Source organism: Rhodoplanes tepidamans (genome assembly GCF_030813915.1).
GTDB classification, from domain to species: Bacteria; Pseudomonadota; Alphaproteobacteria; order Rhizobiales; family Xanthobacteraceae; genus Rhodoplanes; species Rhodoplanes tepidamans.
The window spans coordinates 180553-200352 of record NZ_JAUSUJ010000010.1; the positions used below are offsets into that span (position 1 = coordinate 180553).

At 71.9% G+C, this 19800-nt stretch carries 20 protein-coding genes; 6 read left to right on the top strand and 14 right to left on the bottom strand.

Features of this window, described 5'->3' with window-relative positions:
* Positions 1 to 50 precede the first annotated feature (50 nt).
* The 6 genes from J2S22_RS13980 to J2S22_RS14005 are packed head-to-tail and all read right to left on the bottom strand — an operon-like array spanning position 51 to position 5604.
* Complete coding sequence (locus J2S22_RS13980; protein ID WP_272779085.1) at positions 51 to 845, bottom strand: aspartate/glutamate racemase family protein; 795 nt, start codon at positions 843 to 845, stop codon at positions 51 to 53.
* Positions 842 to 1765, bottom strand: a complete 924-nt coding sequence (locus tag J2S22_RS13985; protein WP_272779084.1) for a polysaccharide deacetylase family protein — start codon at positions 1763 to 1765, stop codon at positions 842 to 844. Before J2S22_RS13985 ends, J2S22_RS13980 begins: the two co-directional genes overlap by 4 nt.
* Positions 1762 to 2562, bottom strand: coding sequence for an ABC transporter permease (locus J2S22_RS13990; RefSeq protein ID WP_272779083.1), 801 nt, complete (start codon positions 2560 to 2562; stop codon positions 1762 to 1764). Before J2S22_RS13990 ends, J2S22_RS13985 begins: the two co-directional genes overlap by 4 nt.
* Positions 2559 to 3431: an ABC transporter permease gene (locus J2S22_RS13995; protein WP_272779082.1), complete on the bottom strand. Its 873-nt coding sequence runs from the start codon at positions 3429 to 3431 to the stop codon at positions 2559 to 2561. Before J2S22_RS13995 ends, J2S22_RS13990 begins: the two co-directional genes overlap by 4 nt.
* Entirely contained in the window at positions 3428 to 4537 is a 1110-nt protein-coding gene (locus J2S22_RS14000; protein WP_272779081.1) for an ABC transporter ATP-binding protein, read from the bottom strand. Before J2S22_RS14000 ends, J2S22_RS13995 begins: the two co-directional genes overlap by 4 nt.
* Entirely contained in the window at positions 4534 to 5604 is a 1071-nt protein-coding gene (locus J2S22_RS14005; RefSeq protein ID WP_272779080.1) for an extracellular solute-binding protein, read from the bottom strand. The genes J2S22_RS14000 and J2S22_RS14005 overlap by 4 nt, the downstream gene beginning before the upstream one ends.
* Positions 5605 to 5801: 197 nt before the next feature.
* Here J2S22_RS14005 and J2S22_RS14010 point away from each other — a divergent pair, with 197 nt between their 5' ends.
* Positions 5802 to 6542 carry a GntR family transcriptional regulator gene (locus J2S22_RS14010; protein WP_272779079.1) on the top strand — a complete coding sequence of 247 codons (741 nt, stop codon included), beginning with the start codon at positions 5802 to 5804 and terminating at the stop codon, positions 6540 to 6542.
* Positions 6543 to 6549: 7 nt separating this feature from the next.
* On the opposite strand, the gene J2S22_RS14015 is transcribed toward J2S22_RS14010, so the two are convergent.
* Positions 6550 to 7251: an SDR family NAD(P)-dependent oxidoreductase gene (locus J2S22_RS14015; protein WP_272779078.1), complete on the bottom strand. Its 702-nt coding sequence runs from the start codon at positions 7249 to 7251 to the stop codon at positions 6550 to 6552.
* A gap of 178 nt (positions 7252 to 7429) precedes the next feature.
* On the opposite strand from J2S22_RS14015, the gene J2S22_RS14020 reads away from it, so the two are divergent.
* The 3 genes from J2S22_RS14020 to J2S22_RS14030 all read left to right on the top strand — a co-directional run bounded on the left by J2S22_RS14020 (position 7430) and on the right by J2S22_RS14030 (position 10479).
* Positions 7430 to 8617, top strand: a complete 1188-nt coding sequence (locus tag J2S22_RS14020; protein WP_370878208.1) for an ABC transporter ATP-binding protein — start codon at positions 7430 to 7432, stop codon at positions 8615 to 8617.
* 142 nt (positions 8618 to 8759) lie between these two features.
* Positions 8760 to 9680 (top strand): ABC transporter permease, encoded by a 921-nt coding sequence (locus J2S22_RS14025; RefSeq protein WP_272779076.1) that lies wholly within the window; start codon positions 8760 to 8762, stop codon positions 9678 to 9680.
* A 1-nt stretch (position 9681) separates the two neighbouring features.
* The gene (locus J2S22_RS14030) at positions 9682 to 10479 is read left to right on the top strand and encodes an ABC transporter permease (RefSeq protein ID WP_272779075.1); all 798 of its coding nucleotides are present in this window, start codon (positions 9682 to 9684) and stop codon (positions 10477 to 10479) included.
* 51 nt (positions 10480 to 10530) lie between these two features.
* Here the strand turns inward: J2S22_RS14030 and J2S22_RS14035 are convergent, their stop codons facing one another.
* From J2S22_RS14035 to J2S22_RS14065, 7 genes are all read right to left on the bottom strand, one after another.
* Positions 10531 to 11466, bottom strand: a complete 936-nt coding sequence (locus tag J2S22_RS14035) for a hypothetical protein (protein ID WP_272779074.1) — start codon at positions 11464 to 11466, stop codon at positions 10531 to 10533.
* Positions 11467 to 11585: 119 nt separating this feature from the next.
* Positions 11586 to 11837, bottom strand: coding sequence for a hypothetical protein (locus J2S22_RS14040; RefSeq protein WP_272779073.1), 252 nt, complete (start codon positions 11835 to 11837; stop codon positions 11586 to 11588).
* A gap of 120 nt (positions 11838 to 11957) precedes the next feature.
* Entirely contained in the window at positions 11958 to 13982 is a 2025-nt protein-coding gene (locus tag J2S22_RS14045; RefSeq protein ID WP_272779072.1) for an AsmA family protein, read from the bottom strand.
* Positions 13983 to 14198: 216 nt separating this feature from the next.
* Entirely contained in the window at positions 14199 to 14852 is a 654-nt protein-coding gene (locus J2S22_RS14050; RefSeq protein WP_272779071.1) for a 3-oxoacid CoA-transferase subunit B, read from the bottom strand.
* Complete coding sequence (locus J2S22_RS14055) at positions 14852 to 15586, bottom strand: CoA transferase subunit A (RefSeq protein WP_272779070.1); 735 nt, start codon at positions 15584 to 15586, stop codon at positions 14852 to 14854. The genes J2S22_RS14050 and J2S22_RS14055 overlap by 1 nt, the downstream gene beginning before the upstream one ends.
* A 199-nt stretch (positions 15587 to 15785) precedes the next feature.
* A complete protein-coding gene (locus tag J2S22_RS14060) occupies positions 15786 to 17483 on the bottom strand; it encodes an ABC transporter permease (protein ID WP_272779069.1) in 1698 nt (565 codons plus the stop codon).
* A 158-nt stretch (positions 17484 to 17641) separates the two neighbouring features.
* A complete protein-coding gene (locus J2S22_RS14065) occupies positions 17642 to 18682 on the bottom strand; it encodes a Fe(3+) ABC transporter substrate-binding protein (RefSeq protein WP_272779068.1) in 1041 nt (346 codons plus the stop codon).
* A gap of 299 nt (positions 18683 to 18981) precedes the next feature.
* On the opposite strand from J2S22_RS14065, the gene J2S22_RS14070 reads away from it, so the two are divergent.
* Together J2S22_RS14070 and J2S22_RS14075 are read left to right on the top strand one after the other, a co-directional pair.
* On the top strand, positions 18982 to 19227 hold the full coding sequence (locus J2S22_RS14070; protein ID WP_272779067.1) for a type II toxin-antitoxin system VapB family antitoxin: 246 nt from the start codon (positions 18982 to 18984) through the stop codon (positions 19225 to 19227).
* Positions 19227 to 19655, top strand: coding sequence for a type II toxin-antitoxin system VapC family toxin (locus tag J2S22_RS14075; RefSeq protein ID WP_272779066.1), 429 nt, complete (start codon positions 19227 to 19229; stop codon positions 19653 to 19655). Before J2S22_RS14070 ends, J2S22_RS14075 begins: the two co-directional genes overlap by 1 nt.
* Positions 19656 to 19800: the final 145 nt, after the last annotated feature.

Here is a 19800-nt window from a genome sequence, read left to right on the forward strand (position 1 = left end):
GCTGTAGGAAGGCCGCCGACCGTGACGGTTCCGTGACGGGGCGCCGCGGCTCAGTCTCCGGCCCGCGGCGAGAGCAGACCGTGGATCAGCCCGGCCAGGGCGGACGACAGTCCGACATTCGGCTTCGCGGGGAGATCCGGCGACGGCGTCGGCGGCGCGGGGGGCTCGATCAGCGGCAGCGCGAGCGCCTCCTGCATGGCGCATGTGAGGCCTTCCAGCACCGGCACGGCGATGCGGCCGGCGAGATCGCGGCCGACGCCGGCGAAGGGCGCGCCGCCGAACAGCACGGCCTCGGCACCGTCCTGGGCCACACACGCGGCTGCGGCATCGACCATCGCGTCCAGAAACTGCAGCCGGTCGTGCGCGAGATCGAGCACGCTGCCGTCGAGAAAGCGGATCGCGGCCAGCCGGTCGGCGACGCCGGCCGTCGCCGCGGCGCGTTCCAGCTCCGTCCGCATGTGGCGGCCGAGGGTGACGACGGCGAAGCGGCGCCCGCCCGCCGCGGCAGCGGTCAGGCCGGCGCGGGCGAGGCCGATCACCGGCATGGGCGCGATCTCGGCGGCCGCCTCGAAGCCCGGATCGCCGAACGCGGCGATGACGGCGGCGGCGCAGGGCGGCGCCGCGGCGATCGCCTCCAGCACGGCATGGGCGGCGATCGCGAGCTCGGCCCGGCACTCGATCGAGGCGGCGCCGAACGGCGCCGTGACGCCCTCCACCTCCGCGACGTCGCCGGCGATCCGCCGTGCCTCGCCCAGGAGAATCGCGGTGACCCGCTCCGAGGTGTTCGGATTGATCACCAGGATCCTTTGGCGGTGTGCCGCCTCGCTCGCGTGTGTCTCGCTCACCGCCGCTCCGCTTCGCCGAACGTGTCGAGCCAGTGCCGCGCGATCGCCTGTCGCGGCGCGATCCAGGCGGTGCCGGAGCTCGTGACATGCGTCAGAATCCGGTCGAGCGCGCCCATGCGACCCGGCCGGCCGATCATCCGCGGATGCAGGCCGACCGACATCATTTTGGGCGCCGTCTCGCCTTCGCACGCCAGCCAGTCGAAGGCGTCGATCACGTAGTCGGCGAAGTCCGCCCCGCTGAAGCGCTGGGTGTGCTGGAAATGCATGTCGTTGGTGTCGAACGCGTAGGGCAGCACCAAGTGCCGCCGCTCGCCGACCGCGACGAAGAACGGCAGGTCGTCGTTGTAGGCGTCGCTGTCGTAGAGGAAGCCGCCCTCCTCGACCAGCAGCCGCCTTGTGTTGGGCGAGGCGGCCGAGCGCGTGTGCCAGCCGACCGGCCGCGCGCCGGTCGCCGTGGCGATCGCCCGCACCGTGCGGGCGATGCGGTCGCGCTCGGTGCGCTCGTCCATGCCGGCGTGGCTCTCCCACCGCCAGCCATGCGCCGCGACCTCGTGGCCGCGGTCGGCCGCGTCGCGGGCGATCTCGGGCACGCGCTCGACGGCGCGGCCGCAGGCGCTCACCGTCGCGGTCACGCCGTGGCGGTCGAGCAGGTCCATCACGCGCCACCAGCCGGCCCGCGTGCCGTACTCGAAATGGCTCTCGATGCACGGATCGGGCCCGTCGAGCCGGTGCTCGACCTCGTAGATGCCTTCGTTGCGCGGGTCGCCCTCCGACACCGAAAGCTCCGCTCCCTCCTCGAAGTTCACGACGACCGACACGGCGACGCGCGCTCCGCCCGGCCAGCGCGGATGCGGCGGCTTGCCGCCGTAGCCGACGAGATCGCGCCGCGTGGGGCGCCGCAGGCTGACGGGCGCGGTCATTCGCTCGTCCCCGCCATGCGGTGCAGGCCGATCAGGCGGTCGCTGGCGACCAGCAGGATCACGGTGGCGGCGAGGATCAGGGTGGAGAGCGCCGCCAGCGTCGGGTCGGGCGCCTCCTCGATGTATTGGAGCATCTTGATGGGCAACGTCTTGGTCCGCACGTCGGTCAGGAAGATCGACACCGGATAGTTGTCGAAGGAGGCGAGGAAGCTGAACAGCCCCGCGGTGAGGAAGGAGGGCGCCAGCGCCGGGACCATCACCCGGAGGATCGCGCCCGCATAGGTGCAGCCGAGCGTGCGGGCCGCCTCGACCAGGGTGAAGTCGAACAGCGCCAGCCCGGCGATCATGGTGCGGGCCACGTAGGGCAGCGTCACGACGAGATGAGCGAGCAGCAGCGCGCTCCATGTCGCCGTGAAGCCCACGGCGCGAAAATACTGCAGCAGTGCGATGCCGAGCACGAGGCCCGGCATCATCAGCGGCGACACCAGGGCTGTCGCCAGCGTCTCGGCGCCGGGCAGCCGGCCGCGCACGATGGCGATGGCGGCGAGCGTGCCGATGACAAGCGCGATCGCGGTCGACAGCAGCGCGATCTGCAGCGACAGCGACAGTGCCGGCCAGAAGCCGTCGAGCCGGCCGATGCGCGCGTACCAGCGCAGCGATGCCCCCTCGAGCGGCAGGTCGAACACCGGTGTCGGCGAGACGCTCGCCGCCACCACGGTGAGGAGCGGCACCGCCAGGAACAGCACCGCGGCGAGCGCGGCGAGCCAGGCGAAGCCGATCGCGAGGCGCGCCGTCATCGCGAGCCTCCGCTGCGGCCGAGGCGCGCACTGAGCGCGACCGCCGTCAGCGTTATGGCGAGCAGCACGACGCCGGCCGCGGCGCCGAACCCCGGCTGACGCGCCAGCAGGAAGGCTTTCGCGATGGTGGTGGAGAGCGTCGGATAGCGCTCGCCGATCAGGAGCGTCGGCACCACATAGGCCGAGACCGAGAGCGAGAACACCAGCGCGACGCCGGCGATGATGCCGGGCAGGGTCAGCGGCATCACCACCCGCACGAAGGCGACGACGGGCGACGCCCCGAGCGTCGCGGCCGCCTCGACGAGGCGATGGTCGAGCTGGGCGACCACGGCGTAGATCGGCAGGATCATGAACGGGAGAAAGATGTTCACGGCGCCGACGATCAGCGCCGTCTCGGTGAAGATCATGCGGATCGGCTCGTCGACGATGCCGAGCGCGATCAGCACGGTGTTCACCAGCCCGTCGCTGCGCAGCAGGATCGTCCAGGCGAAGGCCTTGACGATGACGCTCGCGGCGAGCGGCAGGAACAGCGCCGCCAGCATCACGCTGCGCAGCACGCCGCGGGCGCGGGCGAGCGCGAAGGACGCCGGATAGCCGATCAGGAAGGCGATACCCGTGGTGAGCAGCGCGAGCCGCAGCGAGTTCCAGATCACGCCGAGATAATGCGGCGTCGCGAGCTTCTCGTACTCCGACAGGGTCAGCCCGGCCGGGCCGGCGACGCTCGCCGTGAACAGGAGCGCCAGCGGCAGGGCGAACAGCACGACGAGCACGAGCGTCGCCGGGCCGGCGAAGCCGATCGCCAGCCAGCGCTCGCGATCCGGCGCCGGCGACACGACCGGGGACGGTGCGGGCAGCTCGGTCGCGGTCATGCGCGCGCCTCCGGATCCGGATAGGCGAAGGTCTCGGCCACGGGCCAGACCAGCCGGGCCGCGTCGCCGGGGTTCAGCGCCGAGGCGATGCGCCCGGGCGCCTCGGCGAGCAGGACCTGGTCACCGGCCGCGACCTCGATGCGGCTGCGCGAGCCCTGGAAGATCACGGCCCGGATGCGGCCGTCGACGCTGTTGCGGGCGCGGTCCGAACCCTCGTGGCCGACCGTGTCGGCGACGACCCGCAGATGCTCGGGGCGGGTCGCGACCACCACCGAAGAGCCCGCCAGGAACTGCCCCATCGCCGCGACGCGCCCGACCGGCGTGTCGACCGCGACCATGCCGTCGCCCGCCGCCGCCACGGTGCCGCGCAGCCGCGTCGACTGCCCGACGAAGCCGAGCGTGAACAGCGTCGCGGGGCGCTCGTACAGGGTCTTGGGATCGGCGAGCTGCTCGATGCGGCCGCCGTTCATCACGGCGATGCGGTCCGACATGGTGAGCGCCTCGTCCTGGTCGTGGGTGACGAAGATCGCGGTGGCGCCGATCTCGCGCAGGAGACGCCGCAGCTCCACCTGCATCTCCTCGCGCAGGTTGCGGTCGAGGGCCGAGAGCGCCTCGTCGAACAGCAGCACCTCGGGCTCGACCGCCAGCGCGCGGGCGAGCGCCACCCGCTGCTGCTGGCCGCCGGACAGCGCCGACACGCGGCGCGCGCCGAGATGCTCGAGCCGCACCAGCGACAGGGTGCGGGCCACGGCGCGGTCGATCTCGTCTCGCCGACGCCCGCGCACCGACAGGCCGAAGGCGACATTGCCGGCGACGGTCAGGTGCGGGAACAGCGCGTAGCTCTGGAACACCACGCCGACATTGCGGCGATGGGGCGGGACGCGGGTGACGTCGCGGCCGGCGATGGCGATCGTGCCCTCCTCCGGCGTTGCCAGCCCCGCTACGAGGCGGAGCAGCGTGGTCTTGCCGCAGCCCGACGGACCGAGCAGCGTCACCAGCTCGCCGCGGTCGACCGTGAGGTCGACGCGGTCGAGCACCGTGAGGGGGCCGTATCGCTTGGAGACACGGCGGACGGCGACGTGCGGGGGCGCGTCCGGAGCGGTCATGCCATCTCCTTGATCCATCGCTCGGTCCAGCCGGCCCGCTCCTTGGCGAAGAAGGCCCAGTCGGGGGCGAACAGCGCGGCGCTGTCGGGGAAGCCGGCCGGCGTGGTGGCGGCCGGGTTGGTCGGCGCCACGAAGGCCCTGGTGGCGAGGATCGACTGAATCTCGGGCGACAGGACCGCGTCGATCACGGCGTCGGCGAGCCCGTCGGCCGGCGCCCCCTTCACCTTGGCGATGCCGGACGGCATGGCGAAGCCGCCCTCGGCGGGAATCGCGAGGTCGACGGGCGAGCCCTCGGCCTTGCGGATCAGCGTGTAGGCCGAGAACTGGCCGCCGATCATCCACGCCTCGCCCTGCTCCAGCAGATTGATGGCCTGCGGCGCGTTGGTGTAGACGCTCAGCAGGTTCGGCTTGAGGCTCTTCAGCTTCCTGAAGGCCGCATCGATCTCGTACTGGGCCTCCTTGAACGGCTTGCCGGTCTCGAGATGCGCCGCGACCAGCAGCGTCCAGTAGCCTTCGGTGTTCTGGATCGACGGCACGATCACCTTCTGGCCGTAGCGCGCGTCCCACAGGTCGGCCCAGCGCGCCGGCGGCTGCTTCATCCGGCGGGTCGAGAAGGCGATGCCGGCCCACGGCTTCTGATAGTTCGCCCACAGGCCGTCGCGATGCACGGCGCCCGGCACCAGCCGGCCGAGATTGGGCACCGCGGACGCCGTCATCGGCGTGATCAGCCCCTCGGCGGCGGCCGGGATCATCACCGGATCGTCCATGATCACGACCGACATCTTGGGGCTCGCCTTGTCGGCCTGCATCTTCTGCAGGTTGGTGAGCGAGTTCGTTCCCTCGTAGAGGATCTTGGCGTCGAGCTTCTTCTCGATGACCGGGAAGACGTCGGCGTTGAGGTAGCGGGCCGCGCCGGCGGGGCCGCCGACCACGATCTCCCTGGGCGCCGCCCGCACCACGGCCGGGCAGGCGATGCCGGCGACGGCGCCCGCGACGGCGCCTCCGCCGAGCTGCAGGACGGAGCGGCGGGAAAGGCCGCGACGGATGGGTCGGAGGTCTCGGGTCATCGGTGTCCTCACTGCGGGCCGAACGGCGCTACACGGCCAGCAAAGCAAGCCCCGGGCCAGTTGTGCACATTTTTCTATGTTCCCGTGTTTGCAACGGCTTAGTTGAAGACTATTGTCGCGGCTGGGGATTGCCCCGACAAAATGTGCACATTCTCTGGATTAATGTGCACATTTCTGCGGCGCCCCGGGAGAGATGCGTGCCGAGCCGACAGCCACGGGCCCCCAAGGCCGATCCGGAGACCGACGAGGCGATCCACGCGGCGATCGCCCGCGCCGTCATGGACGGGTCGCTGCGGGCCGGCACCAAGCTGGCCGAGCACCGGCTGGCGGAGATCTTCGGCGTGTCGCGCGAGCGCATCCGCAAGGTGCTGCACCGGCTCGGCGCCGAGCGGCGGATCGAGATCATCCCCAACCGCGGCGCCCGCGTGCCGCAGCCGACCCTCGCCGAGATCCGCGCGATCTACGAAGCGCACCGGGTGCTGGAGGCCGGCGTGCTGATGGCGCTGCTGCCCAGGCTGGACGACGCGGTCCTGGCGCGGCTCGACGCGCATCTCGCCGAGGAGCGCGCCGCCGCCGAGCGCGGCGACCGTAGCGCCTCGGTGCGGCTGTCCGGCGCGTTCCACCTGCTGCTGGTCGACGCGGTCGGCAATGCCGAGCTGTCGCGCATCCTGCGCGACCTGCTCAGCCGGTCGTCCGTCATGGTGTCGGTCTACGAGCCGGCGAGCCAGTCGATCTGCGCCGTCGACGAGCACGGCGCCATCGTCGAAGCCCTGCGGGCCCGCGACGTCGCGCGCGCCGTCGCCCTGTCGGCCCACCACTTCCAGCATGTCGAGCAGCGCCTGCGGGTCGACCCGGGACCGGCACCCGCCACCGACCTCGCGGCGGCGTTCCGGCCCTATGCGCCGGCGAAGACGGTCCGCGCCCGGCGCGGCCGCTGACCGCCGCTCACGCCTTGCCGTACACGGGCACCACGGCGCCGCGGGTGACGCGGTTGTCGGGGGAGGCGAGGAACAGGATGGTGGCGGCCACCTCCTCGACCTTGGGCCAGGCCGAGAGGTCGGCCCTGGGCATGTCCTGGCGGTTGGTCGGCGTGTCCATGATCGATGGGGCGACGGCGTTGACCAGCACCCCCTCCTTGGCCACCTCCTCGGCGAGCGCCACGGTCAGCGCCGCGACCGCCGCCTTGGCGGCGGCGTAGATCGCCATGCCGGCGCCGGTGCGCCATTCGAGCGCCGGCCGCGCCGCCACGTTGACGATGCGGCCGCCGTTCCGCCCGCGCGAGAAGGCGCGCAGTGCCGCCCGGCAGCACAGGGCGCAGGTGACGAGATTGACGTCGATCTGCTGGCGCAGCACGTCCTCGTCGAGATCCCGCAGGGGGCCGAAGGCGAAGCCGCCGGCGAGGTGGATCGACGCCCACAGCGGCGGCAGCCGTTCGTAGAGCCCGTCCACGGCCTCGGCGTCGCCGAGGTCCATCTCGCCGTAGAGGATCACACGCGCGTGGTCGCGCATCGGAAACGCCGCCGCGGCGCTCTCGCGCTGATAGGGGACGTGACAGACGGCGCCCGCCTCGACCAGGGCCGCCACCACGCCGCTGCCGAGCGCCCCGGTGCCGCCCGTCACCACCACGTGCCGTCCGCTGAAATCCATTCCGTCCCCCCTGCCCGGCGCGCCGCGCCCCGTCGTCCGGCCCGCCCCGGCCGGCGAATCACCGCGTCCGCGACCATAGCGAAGATTCCGGTTGATCCGCGCGCCGTCGCTCCCCATCAAGGGGCCGAGCAGGACCCCGAGCAGGACCCGACCTGGCCTCCATCGCAGCGGACCCCCGATGCCCCGAGCCGTGGCCCCGACCCCCGCCCGCCCCGCCGGACGCGACGCCCGCCCTGCGGGCGACCGCGCGGAGAAGCATCGCCCCATGGTGCGGTTCGACACGGTGACGCGGCGCTTCGCCGACGTCACCGCGGTCGATCGCCTCGGCCTCGACATTCGCGAAGGCGAGTTCTTCGCCCTGCTCGGCCCCTCCGGCTGCGGCAAGACCACGCTGCTGCGCATGCTGGCCGGCTTCGAGCGACCCGACGACGGCCGCATCCTGCTGGCCGGCGAGGACATCGCGGCGGTGCCGCCCTGGCAGCGGCCCGTCAACATGATGTTCCAGAGCTACGCGCTGTTTCCCCACCTCACCGTCGCCGGCAACATCGCCTTCGGGCTGAAGCAGGAGCGGCTGCCCAGGCCGGAGATCGACGCGCGCGTCGCCGAGATGCTGCGCCTCGTGCGGCTCGAAGGGCTCGGCGGCCGCAGGCCGCACCAGCTCTCCGGCGGCCAGCGCCAGCGCGTCGCGCTCGCCCGCGCGCTCGCCAAGCATCCCAAGGTGCTCCTCCTCGACGAGCCGCTGGCGGCGCTCGACAAGAAGCTACGGGAGGAGACCCAGTTCGAGCTGATGGCCCTGCAGGAGCGGCTCGCCACCACCTTCGTGATCGTCACCCACGACCAGGAGGAGGCGATGACCATGGCGGACCGCATCGGCGTGATGAACCACGGCCGCCTCGCCCAGGTCGGCACGCCGGCCGAGATCTACGAGCAGCCGCGCTCGCGCTGGGTCGCCGGCTTCATCGGCGACGTCAACCTGATCGACGGCACGGTGGCGGCGATCGCCAGCGACGGGATCGAGATCGCCGACGCCGCCGGCCGCCGCTTCCGGGCCGCCGGGGCGCCGCCCGTGCAGACGGGCGACGCGGTCACGCTGGCGGTGCGGCCGGAGAAGTTCGCGGTCGCGACCGGCGCAGATGCGGCCGGCGCGGACGTGGCCGGCGCGGCACCGGTCAACAGCGTCGCCGGCAAGGTGGCCGACATCGGCTATCTCGGCGACATCTCGGTCTACAAGGTGCGGCTCGACGACGGCACCGTGCTGAAGGCCTCGGTGACCAACGCGCACCGGCACACCACGCCCGCCATCGGCTGGGACGACACCGTCCGGCTGTCCTTCCCGCCCGCCGCCGCCGCGGTGCTGACCGAGTGAGGAGGATGCGCAGCACGGTCGTCATTCCGGGGCGCGGCGAAGCCGCGAACCCGGAATCCAACCACACTCACGGCGCGCGTGGCTGGACTCCGGGTTCGCGAGCCGGAGGCGCGCGCCCCGGAACGACCGGCGAGTGAAGGCCATGCCCGACGTCACCGATCGGAGAACCTCCCCCGGCGAGCGGCTGATCGTCGCCCTGCCCTATCTGTGGCTGGTCGCCTTCTTCCTGGTGCCGTTCCTGATCGTCGGGCGGATCAGCCTGTCGCAGACCGCGATCGCGCAGCCGCCCTACACGCCGGTGCTCGACCTCTCGGCGGGCCTCTCGGGGATCGCCGACTTCGTCCGCGCCCTCTCGACCGAGACCTACGGGCTGATCGCGAGCGACGACCTCTATCTCTTCTCCTATCTGAAGAGCCTGCAGGTGGCGCTGGTGTCGACCGCGATCCTGCTGGTGATCGGCCTGCCGATCGCGCATGCGATGGCGCGGGCGCCGGCGCGGCTGCAGCCGCTCCTGGTCGTCGCCGTGATGCTGCCGTTCTGGACCTCGTTCCTGATCCGCATCTACGCCTGGATGACCATCCTGCAGCACGACGGCCTGTTGAATCAGGCCCTCCTCGCGCTCGGGCTCGTCGACACGCCGCCGGTCTGGCTCGCCACCGACACTGCCGTGATCATCGGCATCGTCTACTCCTACCTGCCCTTCATGGTGCTGCCGCTCTACGCCAGCCTGCAGAAGCTCGACGAGACGCTGATGGAGGCGGCCGCCGATCTCGGCTGCCCGCGCTGGAAGAGCTTCTGGCTCGTCACCGTGCCGCTGATCCTGCCCGGCGTCGGCGCCGGATGCCTCCTGTGCATGATCCCGATCGTCGGCGAGTTCGTGATTCCCGACCTGCTCGGCAGCTCGGAGACCATGATGATCGGCCAGACGCTGTGGACCGAGTTCTTCTCCAACAAGGACTGGCCGGTCGCCTCGGCGATCGCCGTGGTGCTGCTGGTGCTGCTGGTCGGGCCGATCGCCGGCTACGAGGCGCTGCAGTCGCGCCAGATCCGCGAGGGTCGCTGAGATGCGCCGCCTTTCGCCCTTCAATCTCGTCTCGCTCGCGCTCGGCCTCGCCTTCCTGTACGTGCCGATCCTGATTCTCGTCGTCTACTCGTTCAACGCCTCGCGGCTGGTCACCGTGTGGGGCGGCTTCTCGACGCGCTGGTACGTGGCGCTGATGCAGGACCGCGCCCTGCAGGAGGCGGCGCTGACCTCGCTCGGCATCGCGCTCGCCTCGGCGACGCTCGCCACCGTGCTGGGCACGCTCGCGGCGCTCGCCTTGACCCGGCTCGGCCGCTTCCGCGGCCGGCTGCCCTTCGCGGCCATGATCTACGCGCCGCTGGTGATGCCGGAGGTGATCACCGGCCTGTCGCTGCTCCTCCTGTTCGTCGCCGTCGGCTTCGAGCGCGGCGCCGCCACGGTGACGATCGCCCACACCACGCTGACCATGTGCTTCGTCGCCGTCGTCGTGCAGTCGCGCCTCGCCGGCTTCGACCGCAGCCTCGAGGAGGCGGCCCAGGATCTCGGCTGCCCGCCGCTGCGGACCTTCCTCACCGTCACGCTGCCGGTGATCGCGCCCGGCATCGCGGCGGGCTTCCTGCTCGCCTTCTCGCTGTCGCTCGACGATCTCGTGATCGCCAGCTTTACCACCGGACCGGGCGCGACGACGCTGCCGATCCGCATCTATTCGGAGGTGCGGCTCGGGGTGAAGCCGGAGATCAACGCCGTGTGCACGATCTTCATCGCCGTCACGGCCGTGGTGGTGATCCTCGCCTCGCTGGCGACGCGGCGGGCCGAGCGGCGCGAGGCGGTGTCGTCCTGACGGGCGGCAGTCCGCCGCCCGCAGGCGCGGGCCGTGTCGTGCCCCGGGCGGCTACGGCCCGCCGAGCGTGACGCTCGCCTGGGCGAACACGCCGTAGCGGTCGGTCTTGTACTTGAGCAGCTGACCGAAGGCGTCCGTCGCCTCGGTCTGCTGGTGCCACCAGCGTCCGCCGACGCCCACGTTGAGCAGCGACGTGACCTGCCAGCTCAGCACCGCCTCGGTCTGGAAGGCGTCGCCGGAGCCGTCCGCGGGGTCGGCCCCGAAGGTGAAGTAGTGGGTGTCGACGGCCGACTGCCAGACCCGGCCGTAGGCCGCCTCGGCGGTCAGCTTGACGGCCGGCGTGAACCACACGTCGACCACGCCGCCGAGCCGCAGCGTGTGCCAGGTGTCGTCCTCGGTGATCACCATGACCGAGGTCGGCAGGACCGTGGCGCTGCACACGTTGCCGCCGCCGATCTGGCGGCAGCCATAGGCGTCGATCGTCTCGTGCCGATAGTGGTACCCGGCGAAGGCGCCGAACCGCAGCGGCAGGCTGCCGGTGGCCCGCCCGTCCCACAGCGTGAAGCCGACGTCGACGCTGGCGTAGAGGAGCTTGCCGCTCGCCTCGCTGTCGGTCTTCGAATAGGGCGTGAACAGCGGCGGGAAGTCCTCGTCGTAGAGGGTGCCGCCGCGCGGCAGGCCGCCGCCGACATAGCCCTTGAGGAACAGGCCGCCGGCATTGTCGAGGCGGAAGAAGGCCTCGCCCGAATGGGCGTCGAGCCCGTCGTAGTCGAGGCGCGAGATGCGCGTCGTGCCGGCCCCGTCGGCGAAGTAGTCGTAGGCGTTGCGGCCGGCGCTGTACCAGTAGCGCCCGCCCGCCTCGAGGCTCCAGGCCGGCGCCAGCGTCGGCCGCAGCAGCGGGGCGAACGGCGCGCCGAGATCGGCCGCGGCAACGGGCGAGGCGGCGATCAGAACGGCCGACATCACCCCGAACAGACGCCCACGCATGGCCCACTCCGCGCTGCCGCCGGACGCACCGCCGGCGCCGCAAAGCATTAACCATGACGTGGTTAAGGCGACGTAAAAGGACCCGTTCTACGCGAGGGGCCGGCCGGGTGGGCCGCCCGTCACTCGCTGCTCTGGCCGGGCGGGCGGAGGATCACGATCAGGGCCCAGATCGGCACGATGATCACGGCGCCGAGCAGGAGGTTGGGCAGCACCACGGCGGCGGCGCGGCGGACCGACTGTGCCACCTGCTCGGGCGAGACGCCGAGCTCGCCGATCAGCGCATCCAGCGTGATGCCGAAATGGGCCAGGATTGTGCCGACGATCAGCGAGGCGACCGCGATCTTGACCACGGTGTGCAGCACTCTCCACATCGTCCCGGGCTCCACCCCCTCGACGCCGGCACGGCCGGCCGATTCGCGGCGAGCCATCATACAGCAACGCCCGGCCGGGACTGGCCGGCCGCGCGAGTCGGGAGGCCGTGGGCCCGGACCCTACCGGGTCGGCACCTCGGCCAGCGGCGGGGCCGGCTCGGGCGGCGGGGCGGCGGTGGCCTGGTCGCCCTCCGGCGCCGTTTCGGGCACCGGCACGGGCACGCCGAGACGGCGCAGCGTGGCGGCGCCGTCGCTGCCGCCGAGCCGCTCGATCGCCGAGCGCACCGCGTCGCGGGCCCGCTTGTCGGCGGAGACCGCGTCGAGCAGCGGCGCAGCGGCGCCGGAGCGGCGGATCAGCGCCTGGGTGTCGGGCAGCATGATCGGGTCGTCCCAGGTGCCCTGGACGAAGAACGGCAGCTCGAAGGTCGGCGGCTGCTCGATCGAGGCGGCCAGCAGGGTCGCCGTGCCGGTGAGGTCGAGCTCGCGGGCCGGCACCGAGGCGGAGCCGCCGACGGCGAGCCGGACATTGCCGCCCTCGAAGCGCGCCTCGTCGGCATGGGCGGTGCCCTGGGTGATCTTGAGGACGACGGTGAGCGTCTCGAACGGCGTGCGGCCGGAGCGGAAGTCGGCGCTGCCGGCGAGCGGCCGGCGCTCCAGCCGGCGCAGCAGCTGCTCGACATTGACGCCCAGCAGGGCGCCGTTGACGGCCTTGAGCGAGACGTTGCCGTTGAGGGTGCGGGTGACGCCGAGCACGCTCGATCCGGTGCCGTCGAGGCTCACCAGCACGTTGCCCTTGCCCTCCACCCGGCGCACCCCGATCAGCTCGGCGAGGCAGGTCTCGAGATCGACGTTCTTGAGCGCCAGCTGCGAGCGCATCGCCGCCCCGTCGGCGGTCCTGTCGACCGCCAGCGTGCCGGTGATGACGCCGTTGAACGCGTGGGTCTCGCCGACCGTGACGACCAGGCGGCCGTCGCGCAGCGTCGCCGCCGCCGCCGTGCGGCCGAACCGCGTCTGCGGCGTCAGCACCCGGGCGGCCGAGACGCGCAGGTCGAGGTCGAGATCGTCGAACCAGTCGAGGCCGATCGGCTTGCGGTTCCAGTCGCGCGAGTCGGAGGCCATCAGCCGCATCGCCGAGGCGTAGGGCGTCAGGTCGAGGGTGTCGACCGCCAGCGTCCCCTGCAGGGTGCGGCGGCCGCGCAGCCCGTAGGTGAGGACGCCCTCGGCGGCGTTGCCGTCGAGCTCGATGTTGAGGTTGGACAGGGCGACGGTGCCGCTGACCACGTTGGTCCGGGCCTTCACGGCGAAGCGGCCGAGCCCGACGCCGTAGAGCGGCCGGCCCGAGATCCAGCCCATGGCGCCGCGCAGCGAGGTCGCGTCGGCGGCCAGGGTGCCGTCGATCTTCAGGCTCGGGCGCATGCTCATGGCGCCCTCGAAGGCGACCTTGAGCGGCACCCCGCCGATGCGCAGCTTGAGGCCGGACGTGTCGCCGGCGAGCGCCGCCGGGAAGTCGCTGATCGCCAGCGACAGGTCGAGCGGCTCGTCCCGCCAGGTGACGCGGCCGGTGGCGGCGAAGCTCTTGGCGATCGACGGCCAGGCGAGCGACAGCTCGACGCCTTCCAGCGTCTCGTCGACGGCACGGCCGGGCTCCCGCAGCACCACGGTGCCGTCGGTGATCCGGATCTCCGAGAACGACAGGGTGCGCGGCTCCACCTGCGGATCGGGCCGCATGGCGCGGGCGAGCGTGTCGACCAGCGGCGACCAGTTGGAGCGGCCCTCGGCGTCGAACGTCACGGTGATGTGGGGCCGCACCAGGGCGATGTCGGCGATCTCGATGCGGCCGGTGAGCAGCGGCAGCCAGCGCACATTGGCGACCAGCGCCTCGGCGACGAAGGGAGAGGAGTCCTCGGCATAGCCGGCGAGGGCGACGTCGCCGAGCGACACCCGCGGCGACGGGAACATCGACAGGGTCGAGGCGCCCCGCACGGTCGGCTCGAGCCCGGTGACGCTGCGCACCTCGGCCGTCACGGCATCGCGGGCGGCGTCGACCGAGACCAGATACGACGCCACCCCGAGCACCACGAGGCCCCCCACCACCACCGCGGAGACGGCGGCGGCGAGACGCTTGAAGCCGGTGGGGACGCTCACGGGACGACGGATCCGTTTTTTCGGGTTGAGCCGGGCAGACGCCGGCCGATCGGCTCCGACCCTGCGCGATCTCTGTGACCCTTTCGTGGCCGCAAGAGTCGGTCGCGGAAGGGCTTTTGGACGAGATCGCGGTCCGAGAAGGGCGCCTCGCCCGGCCTCTCCCCGCGTGCGGAGAGAGGTCTGGAGAGCGCCCCCTGGTGCCGCGGCCCGCCGCCGTCAGGCGGCCTTCGCCAGCGCGACCTGGAAGCTCGCCTCGGTGTTGGCCTCGATGTCGTCGAGCGTGACGCCGTCGGCGAGCTCGACCAGGGTCATGCCGCCCGGGCCGTGCTTGTCGATGGTGAACACGCCGAGATCCGTGATCACCATGTCGACCACGTTGGCGCCGGTGAGCGGCAGGTTGCAGCGGTGCAGGAGCTTCGGCCCGTCCTTGGCGACGTGCTCCATCACCACCACCACCTTCTTGACGCCGGCGACCAGGTCCATGGCGCCGCCCATGCCCTTCACCATCTTGCCCGGGATCATCCAATTGGCGAGGTCGCCGTTCTCGGCGACCTGCATGGCGCCCAGGATCGACAGGTCGATGTGGCCGCCGCGGATCATCCCGAAGGAGTCGGCCGAGGAGAAGTAGCTGGTCGTCGGCAGCTCCGTGATGGTCTGCTTGCCGGCGTTGATGAGGTCGGCGTCCTCGTCGCCCTCCAGCGGGAACGGGCCCATGCCGAGCATGCCGTTCTCGCTCTGCAGCACCACCTTGACGCCGTCCGGGATGTAGTTGGAGACGAGCGTCGGGATGCCGATGCCGAGATTGACGTAGAAGCCGTCCTTCAGCTCGCGGGCCGCGCGGGCGGCCATCTGGTCACGGGTCCAGGCCATCACACTTCCTCCCCGGCGCCGGCGGGCACTTCCATCTCGCCGCGCTTGCGCGTGGTCCGCTGCTCGATGTGCTTCTCCGCCTGCACCTGCACGATCCGCTGCACGAAGATGCCGGGCGTGACGATGTGGTCGGGATCGAACGAGCCGGGCTCGACCAGGTGCTCGACCTCGGCGACCGTGATCTTCCCGGCCGTCGCCATCATCGGATTGAAGTTGCGGGCGGTCTTCCGGTAGACGAGATTGCCTTCGCTGTCGCCCATCCAGGCGTGGACGAGCGCGATGTCGGCGACGAGGCCGGTCTCCATCACGTATTTCTCGCCGCCGAACTCGCGCACCTCCTTGCCCTCGGCGATCACGGTGCCGACGCCGGTCTTGGTGTAGAAGGCCGGGATGCCGGCGCCGCCGGCCCGGATGCGCTCGGCGAGCGTGCCCTGCGGGTTGAACTCGAGCTCCAGGTCCCCGGACAGGAACTGCTGGGCGAACAGCTTGTTCTCGCCCACATAGGACGAGATCATCTTCCGGATCTGCCGGGTCTCCAGCAGGATGCCCAGCCCGATGCCGTCGACGCCGGCATTGTTGGAGATGACGGTCAGGTTCTTGGCGCCCGAGTCGCGCACGGCCTTGATCAGGCTCTCGGGAATGCCGCAGAGGCCGAAGCCGCCCGACATGATCGTCATCCCGTCCTGGATCAGCCCCGCCAGGGCCGTGGACGGATCCTTGTAGACCTTCCTCATGATCCCACCGCCGTTTCCTTCGCGTGTCCCTGTGTTTCCGCTATGTCCCGGATTCGCAAGTCGAATTGGTCGGGTTGCCGTACCGTCCGGCGGCGCGCCGAGTCAAGCCGCCGGCCGGGCCCGTAACGCTCGTCCGCGACGGCCGCGCGGCATCCGCCCCGACCGTCGGTCCGTCCCATGCTGCAGGTGCGGCACGATGCTACGCGAGCGGCGCGTCCGGGTCGAGATCGTCGGAGAGGCGAACCATGCGGATCACCGGGACGAGGCCGACCAGGACGATCAGCAGGGCGGCCAGCGCCCCCTCCTCGAAGCTGCCGCGGGTGGCGAACTGATAGACGTAGGTCGCCAGCGTCTCGGTGTTGAGCGGCCGCAGCAGCAGGGTGGCCGGGAGCTCCTTCAGGCAGTCGACGAAGACCAGGAGCGCGGCGCCCAGCAGCGCCGGCCGCACGAGCGGCAGGTGCACGGCGGCGACCACCCGGCGGGGCCGCGCCCCGACCGAGGCGGCGGCGTCGTCGAGGTCGACCGGCAGCCGGGCGAGCGCCGCCTGGGCGAAGCCGGTGGCGATGGCGAGGAAGCGGATCGTGTAGGCGATCGTCACGGCGGCGGCCGAGCCGGCGAGGAGCAGCCCGGCGCCGTGGCCGGTGAGGGCCCGCACCACGCTGCCGATCGCCTCGTCGACGGCGACCAGCGGTCCGAGCAGGCCGAGCGCCAGCACGGTGCCGGGCACCGCGTAGCCGAGCCCGGCGGCGCCGAGCAGCGCGCCGGCGCGGCGCCGCCGGATCAGCCGGGCCGCGAAGGCCACGCCGAAGCCGAGCGCCAGGGTGAGCACGGTGGCGCCGCCGGCCAGCATCACGGTCGAGCCGGCGTGGCGGACGAGATCGGGATCGAATCCGACCAGCAGCCCGCGCGTGAAGACCTCGCGCAGCAGGAACACGAAGGGGACCGCGAAGCCGAGCCCGACCGGCACCAGGCAGGCGAGGAGCGCGAGCGCGCCGGCCCGGCCGGCGAGCGGGACGCGGCGGCAGGCGCGCGAGTCGGCGCTGCTCGCCGCCACCGAGCGGCCGCGGCGGGCGTGGCGCTCCAGCGCGATCAGGGCCGCCACCGCGACCAGCATCACGCAGGCGATCTGGGCCGCGCCGGCGAGGCTGCCGCGGTTGAGCCAGGTGGTGAACACGGCGAGCGTCAGGGTGCGGACGCCGAGATACTCGGTGGCGCCGATGTCGTTGAGGGTCTCCATCAGCACCAGGGCGAGCCCGGCGGCGAGCGCCGGGCGCGCCATCGGCAGCGTGATGGCGCGGGCGATCCGGAAGCCCCCGGCTCCCAGCAGCCGTGCCGCCTCGGTGAGGGCGGCGCTGCGGGCCTGCAGCATCGCCCGCATGGCGAGATAGACGTAGGGATAGAGCACCAGGCTCATCACCACGACGGCGCCGCCGAGCGAGCGCACCTCCGGCAGCAGCGAGCCGGCCGGCACCGTGATGCCGAGCAGCCCGCGCAGCGCGCCCTGCACGGGCCCGAGCGTGTCGAGCGTGTCGGCATAGACATAGGCGACGATGTAGGTCGGGAAGGCGAGCGGCAGCGGCAGCAGCCAGGTGACGAGACCGCGGCCGGGGAAGTCGTGCACGGCGACGAGCCAGGCGGTGCCGACGCCGATCAGCGTGGTCAGCGCCGCGACGCCGGCGAGCAGCATCAGCGTGGTGGCGACCGCGTCCGGCAGCACATAGGCGGCGAGATGCGGCCACAGCTCGGGATCGCCGCGCGATCCGATGGCGACGAGGCTCGCCACGGGCGTCAGCACCAGCGCCGCGACGGCGACCAGCAGCCCCCAGGCGAGCGGGTGGCGGGGGCGGAGGCGACGCAGCGCGAAAGAGGCGGAGCGCCGGCCACGGCCTGCGATCACCGGGCCGGCGGGATCGGGCCCCTCCGCCCCGATCTCTTCCCGGTCATGCCCGGCCTCGTGCCGGACATCCACGCTGCGGCCGAAGGCCGCGCGAAGACGCGGATGGCCGGGGCGCGCCCGGCCATGACGCGGCGAGGGAACCGTGGCGGCCGGCGTGCTCAGTTGTCGAAGCCCACCTTGTCGACGAGGGTCGCGGCCGCCTTCTTGTTCTCGGCGATGGTGGCGATCGGCAGCGGATCGGCGGCGAGCTCGCCGTAGCCGGAGATCACCGGATGGGCCGTGACGCCGGGGCGGATCGGGTACTCGAAGTTCATGTCGGCGTAGATCTTCTGCGCCTGCTCGCCGACCAGCCACTCGATGAGCTTGAGGCCGTTCGCCTTGTTGGGCGCGTGCTTGGCGAGGATCACGCCGGAGATGTTCATGTGGGTGCCGGCGCCCTTGAAGGTCGGCAGGATCACCTTGGTGGCCTCGGCCCAGGCCTTCTTGTCGGGCTCGCGCTCGCTCATCAGGGCCCAGTAATACGTGTTGCCGACGCCGATGTCGCACTTGCCGGCGGCGATGTCGCGCGCCACCTCGCGGTCGCCGCCCGACGGCTTCTGGGCGAGATTGGCCTTCAGGCCCTTGAGCCACTCCTCCGCCTTCGCCTCGCCGAGATGGGCGATCACGGCGGCGAACAGGGCGTTGTTGTAGATGTTCTGGCCGGAGCGGATGCAGACGCGCCCCTTCCACTTGGGATCGGCCAGCTCCTCGTAGGTGATCTCGTTCTGGGCGACGCGCGCCTTCGAGGCGTAGACCACACGGGCCCGCGCCGACACGGCGTACCACAGCCGGTTCGGATCCCGGTACTGGGCCGGCACCACCTTGTCGAGCACCTCGGACGTGATCGGCTGGGCGACGCCGCGGTCGACGGCCTCCTTCAGCCGGCCGATGTCGACGGTCAGGAGCACGTCGGCCGGGCTGTTGGCGCCCTCGGTGGCGATGCGCTGCTCGAGGCCGCTGCTCGCCGAGATGGTGTTGACCTTGATGCCGGTGTCCTTGGTGAAGGCCTCGAACAGCGGCGCCACCAGCTTGGCCTCGCGATACGTGTAGACGTTGACCTCGCCGGCGGGCGTGCCCGTCTGGGCGACGGCGGCGGCGGGCGCGGCGATCGCGGCCACGGCGGCGAGAACACAGGAACGCAGGCGCGGGCTCGTCGGCATCGGGGGCTCCTCGGGGCAGGACAGGGTGTCGGCGAACGTGCCTGCAGAGCTAGGAGCCCGGTCACGTGTCCGTCAAGAAATTCGCTCGCGGCTGCATGTGGTTAGAACGGTTCCGAAACTGGAACGCTTATAACGTCGGGAGGGATTCGTCTGCCCGGGCCGCGGCCGCGATGCCGGACCCGGCGGGATAGCCTGGATGGGCGCGGCGTCAAGCCGCGCCGGCCGGACGATCCGGGCAGCTCGGCACGGTGGCTGGGATATCCTCGAATGCATATAATGATATCTTCAGGAGATATCCCATGGCCCTCTTCATCCGTGACCCTGCCGTGGACGCACTCGCCGAGGAGGTGCGCCGGCTCACCCGCGCCAAGACGAAGACCGAAGCGGTGCGGAACGCCCTGGAGAAACAGCTCGCGCAGGCGCGCCGCGCCCTGCCGGTCCGGGATCGTCTCGCCCGCGCGCTGGCACTGGCCGACGCCATGGGCCCGAGCGACCCGAGCGTCGACATGAAGGCCTGGACCGACGCGATGTGGGACGACCGCTGATGTTTCTCGACGCCTCCGCCGTCGTCGCGATCCTCGGACGGGAGCCCGGCTGGCAGGACATCGCGAACCGCCTCGCCGCGGTCGACGCACGTTTCTTCTTCTCTCCTCTGGCCAGGTTCGAGGCCGCCGTCGGCCTTGCCCGACTCAAGGCGGCGGGACGGTCCGGCAGCCCGAAGCTCTCGCCCGATCTGCTTCGCCAGGCCGGCGCGGCCGTGGATGCGTTCGTGGAGGACCTCGGCGTGGAGGAGGTGGCGATCACGCCGGACTTCGGCCACCGCGCCCTCGTCGCCTGCGCGACCTTCGGCAAGGCGGTGGGCCATCCGGCCGACCTGAACTTCGGCGACTGCTTCGCCTATGCGTGCGCGCAAGCGCTCGGCGTTCCCCTCGTCTACAAGGGCGACGACTTCGCCCGCACGGATCTGGCGTGAGGGATCACGCCCGCTCGAAACCCGCCGGCACCGGCCGGGGGGCAACGCCGCGCGATGACCATGCTCCGCGCAGGCGGAGCACCCCTTACGCCGCAGTCCTTCGGCTCGATCTCGTGCGTCGGTGGACACTGGGTCGTACGCCTTC

Excerpts from the sequence above, each read along its gene's own strand:
- J2S22_RS13985 (WP_272779084.1), bottom strand. The coding sequence starts at position 1,765 with ATGACCGCGCCCGTCAGCCTGCGGCGCCCCACGCGGCGCGATCTCGTC.
- J2S22_RS13990 (WP_272779083.1), bottom strand. The coding sequence starts at position 2,562 with ATGACGGCGCGCCTCGCGATCGGCTTCGCCTGGCTCGCCGCGCTCGCC.
- J2S22_RS13995 (WP_272779082.1), bottom strand. The coding sequence starts at position 3,431 with ATGACCGCGACCGAGCTGCCCGCACCGTCCCCGGTCGTGTCGCCGGCG.
- J2S22_RS14000 (WP_272779081.1), bottom strand. The coding sequence starts at position 4,537 with ATGACCGCTCCGGACGCGCCCCCGCACGTCGCCGTCCGCCGTGTCTCC.
- J2S22_RS14005 (WP_272779080.1), bottom strand. The coding sequence starts at position 5,604 with ATGACCCGAGACCTCCGACCCATCCGTCGCGGCCTTTCCCGCCGCTCC.
- J2S22_RS14015 (WP_272779078.1), bottom strand. The coding sequence starts at position 7,251 with ATGGATTTCAGCGGACGGCACGTGGTGGTGACGGGCGGCACCGGGGCG.
- J2S22_RS14020 (WP_370878208.1), top strand. The coding sequence starts at position 7,430 with ATGCCCCGAGCCGTGGCCCCGACCCCCGCCCGCCCCGCCGGACGCGAC.
- J2S22_RS14025 (WP_272779076.1), top strand. The coding sequence starts at position 8,760 with ATGCCCGACGTCACCGATCGGAGAACCTCCCCCGGCGAGCGGCTGATC.
- J2S22_RS14030 (WP_272779075.1), top strand. The coding sequence starts at position 9,682 with ATGCGCCGCCTTTCGCCCTTCAATCTCGTCTCGCTCGCGCTCGGCCTC.
- J2S22_RS14035 (WP_272779074.1), bottom strand. The coding sequence starts at position 11,466 with ATGCGTGGGCGTCTGTTCGGGGTGATGTCGGCCGTTCTGATCGCCGCC.
- J2S22_RS14040 (WP_272779073.1), bottom strand. The coding sequence starts at position 11,837 with ATGTGGAGAGTGCTGCACACCGTGGTCAAGATCGCGGTCGCCTCGCTG.
- J2S22_RS14050 (WP_272779071.1), bottom strand. The coding sequence starts at position 14,852 with ATGGCCTGGACCCGTGACCAGATGGCCGCCCGCGCGGCCCGCGAGCTG.
- J2S22_RS14055 (WP_272779070.1), bottom strand. The coding sequence starts at position 15,586 with ATGAGGAAGGTCTACAAGGATCCGTCCACGGCCCTGGCGGGGCTGATC.
- J2S22_RS14065 (WP_272779068.1), bottom strand. The coding sequence starts at position 18,682 with ATGCCGACGAGCCCGCGCCTGCGTTCCTGTGTTCTCGCCGCCGTGGCC.
- J2S22_RS14070 (WP_272779067.1), top strand. The coding sequence starts at position 18,982 with ATGGCCCTCTTCATCCGTGACCCTGCCGTGGACGCACTCGCCGAGGAG.
- J2S22_RS14075 (WP_272779066.1), top strand. The coding sequence starts at position 19,227 with ATGTTTCTCGACGCCTCCGCCGTCGTCGCGATCCTCGGACGGGAGCCC.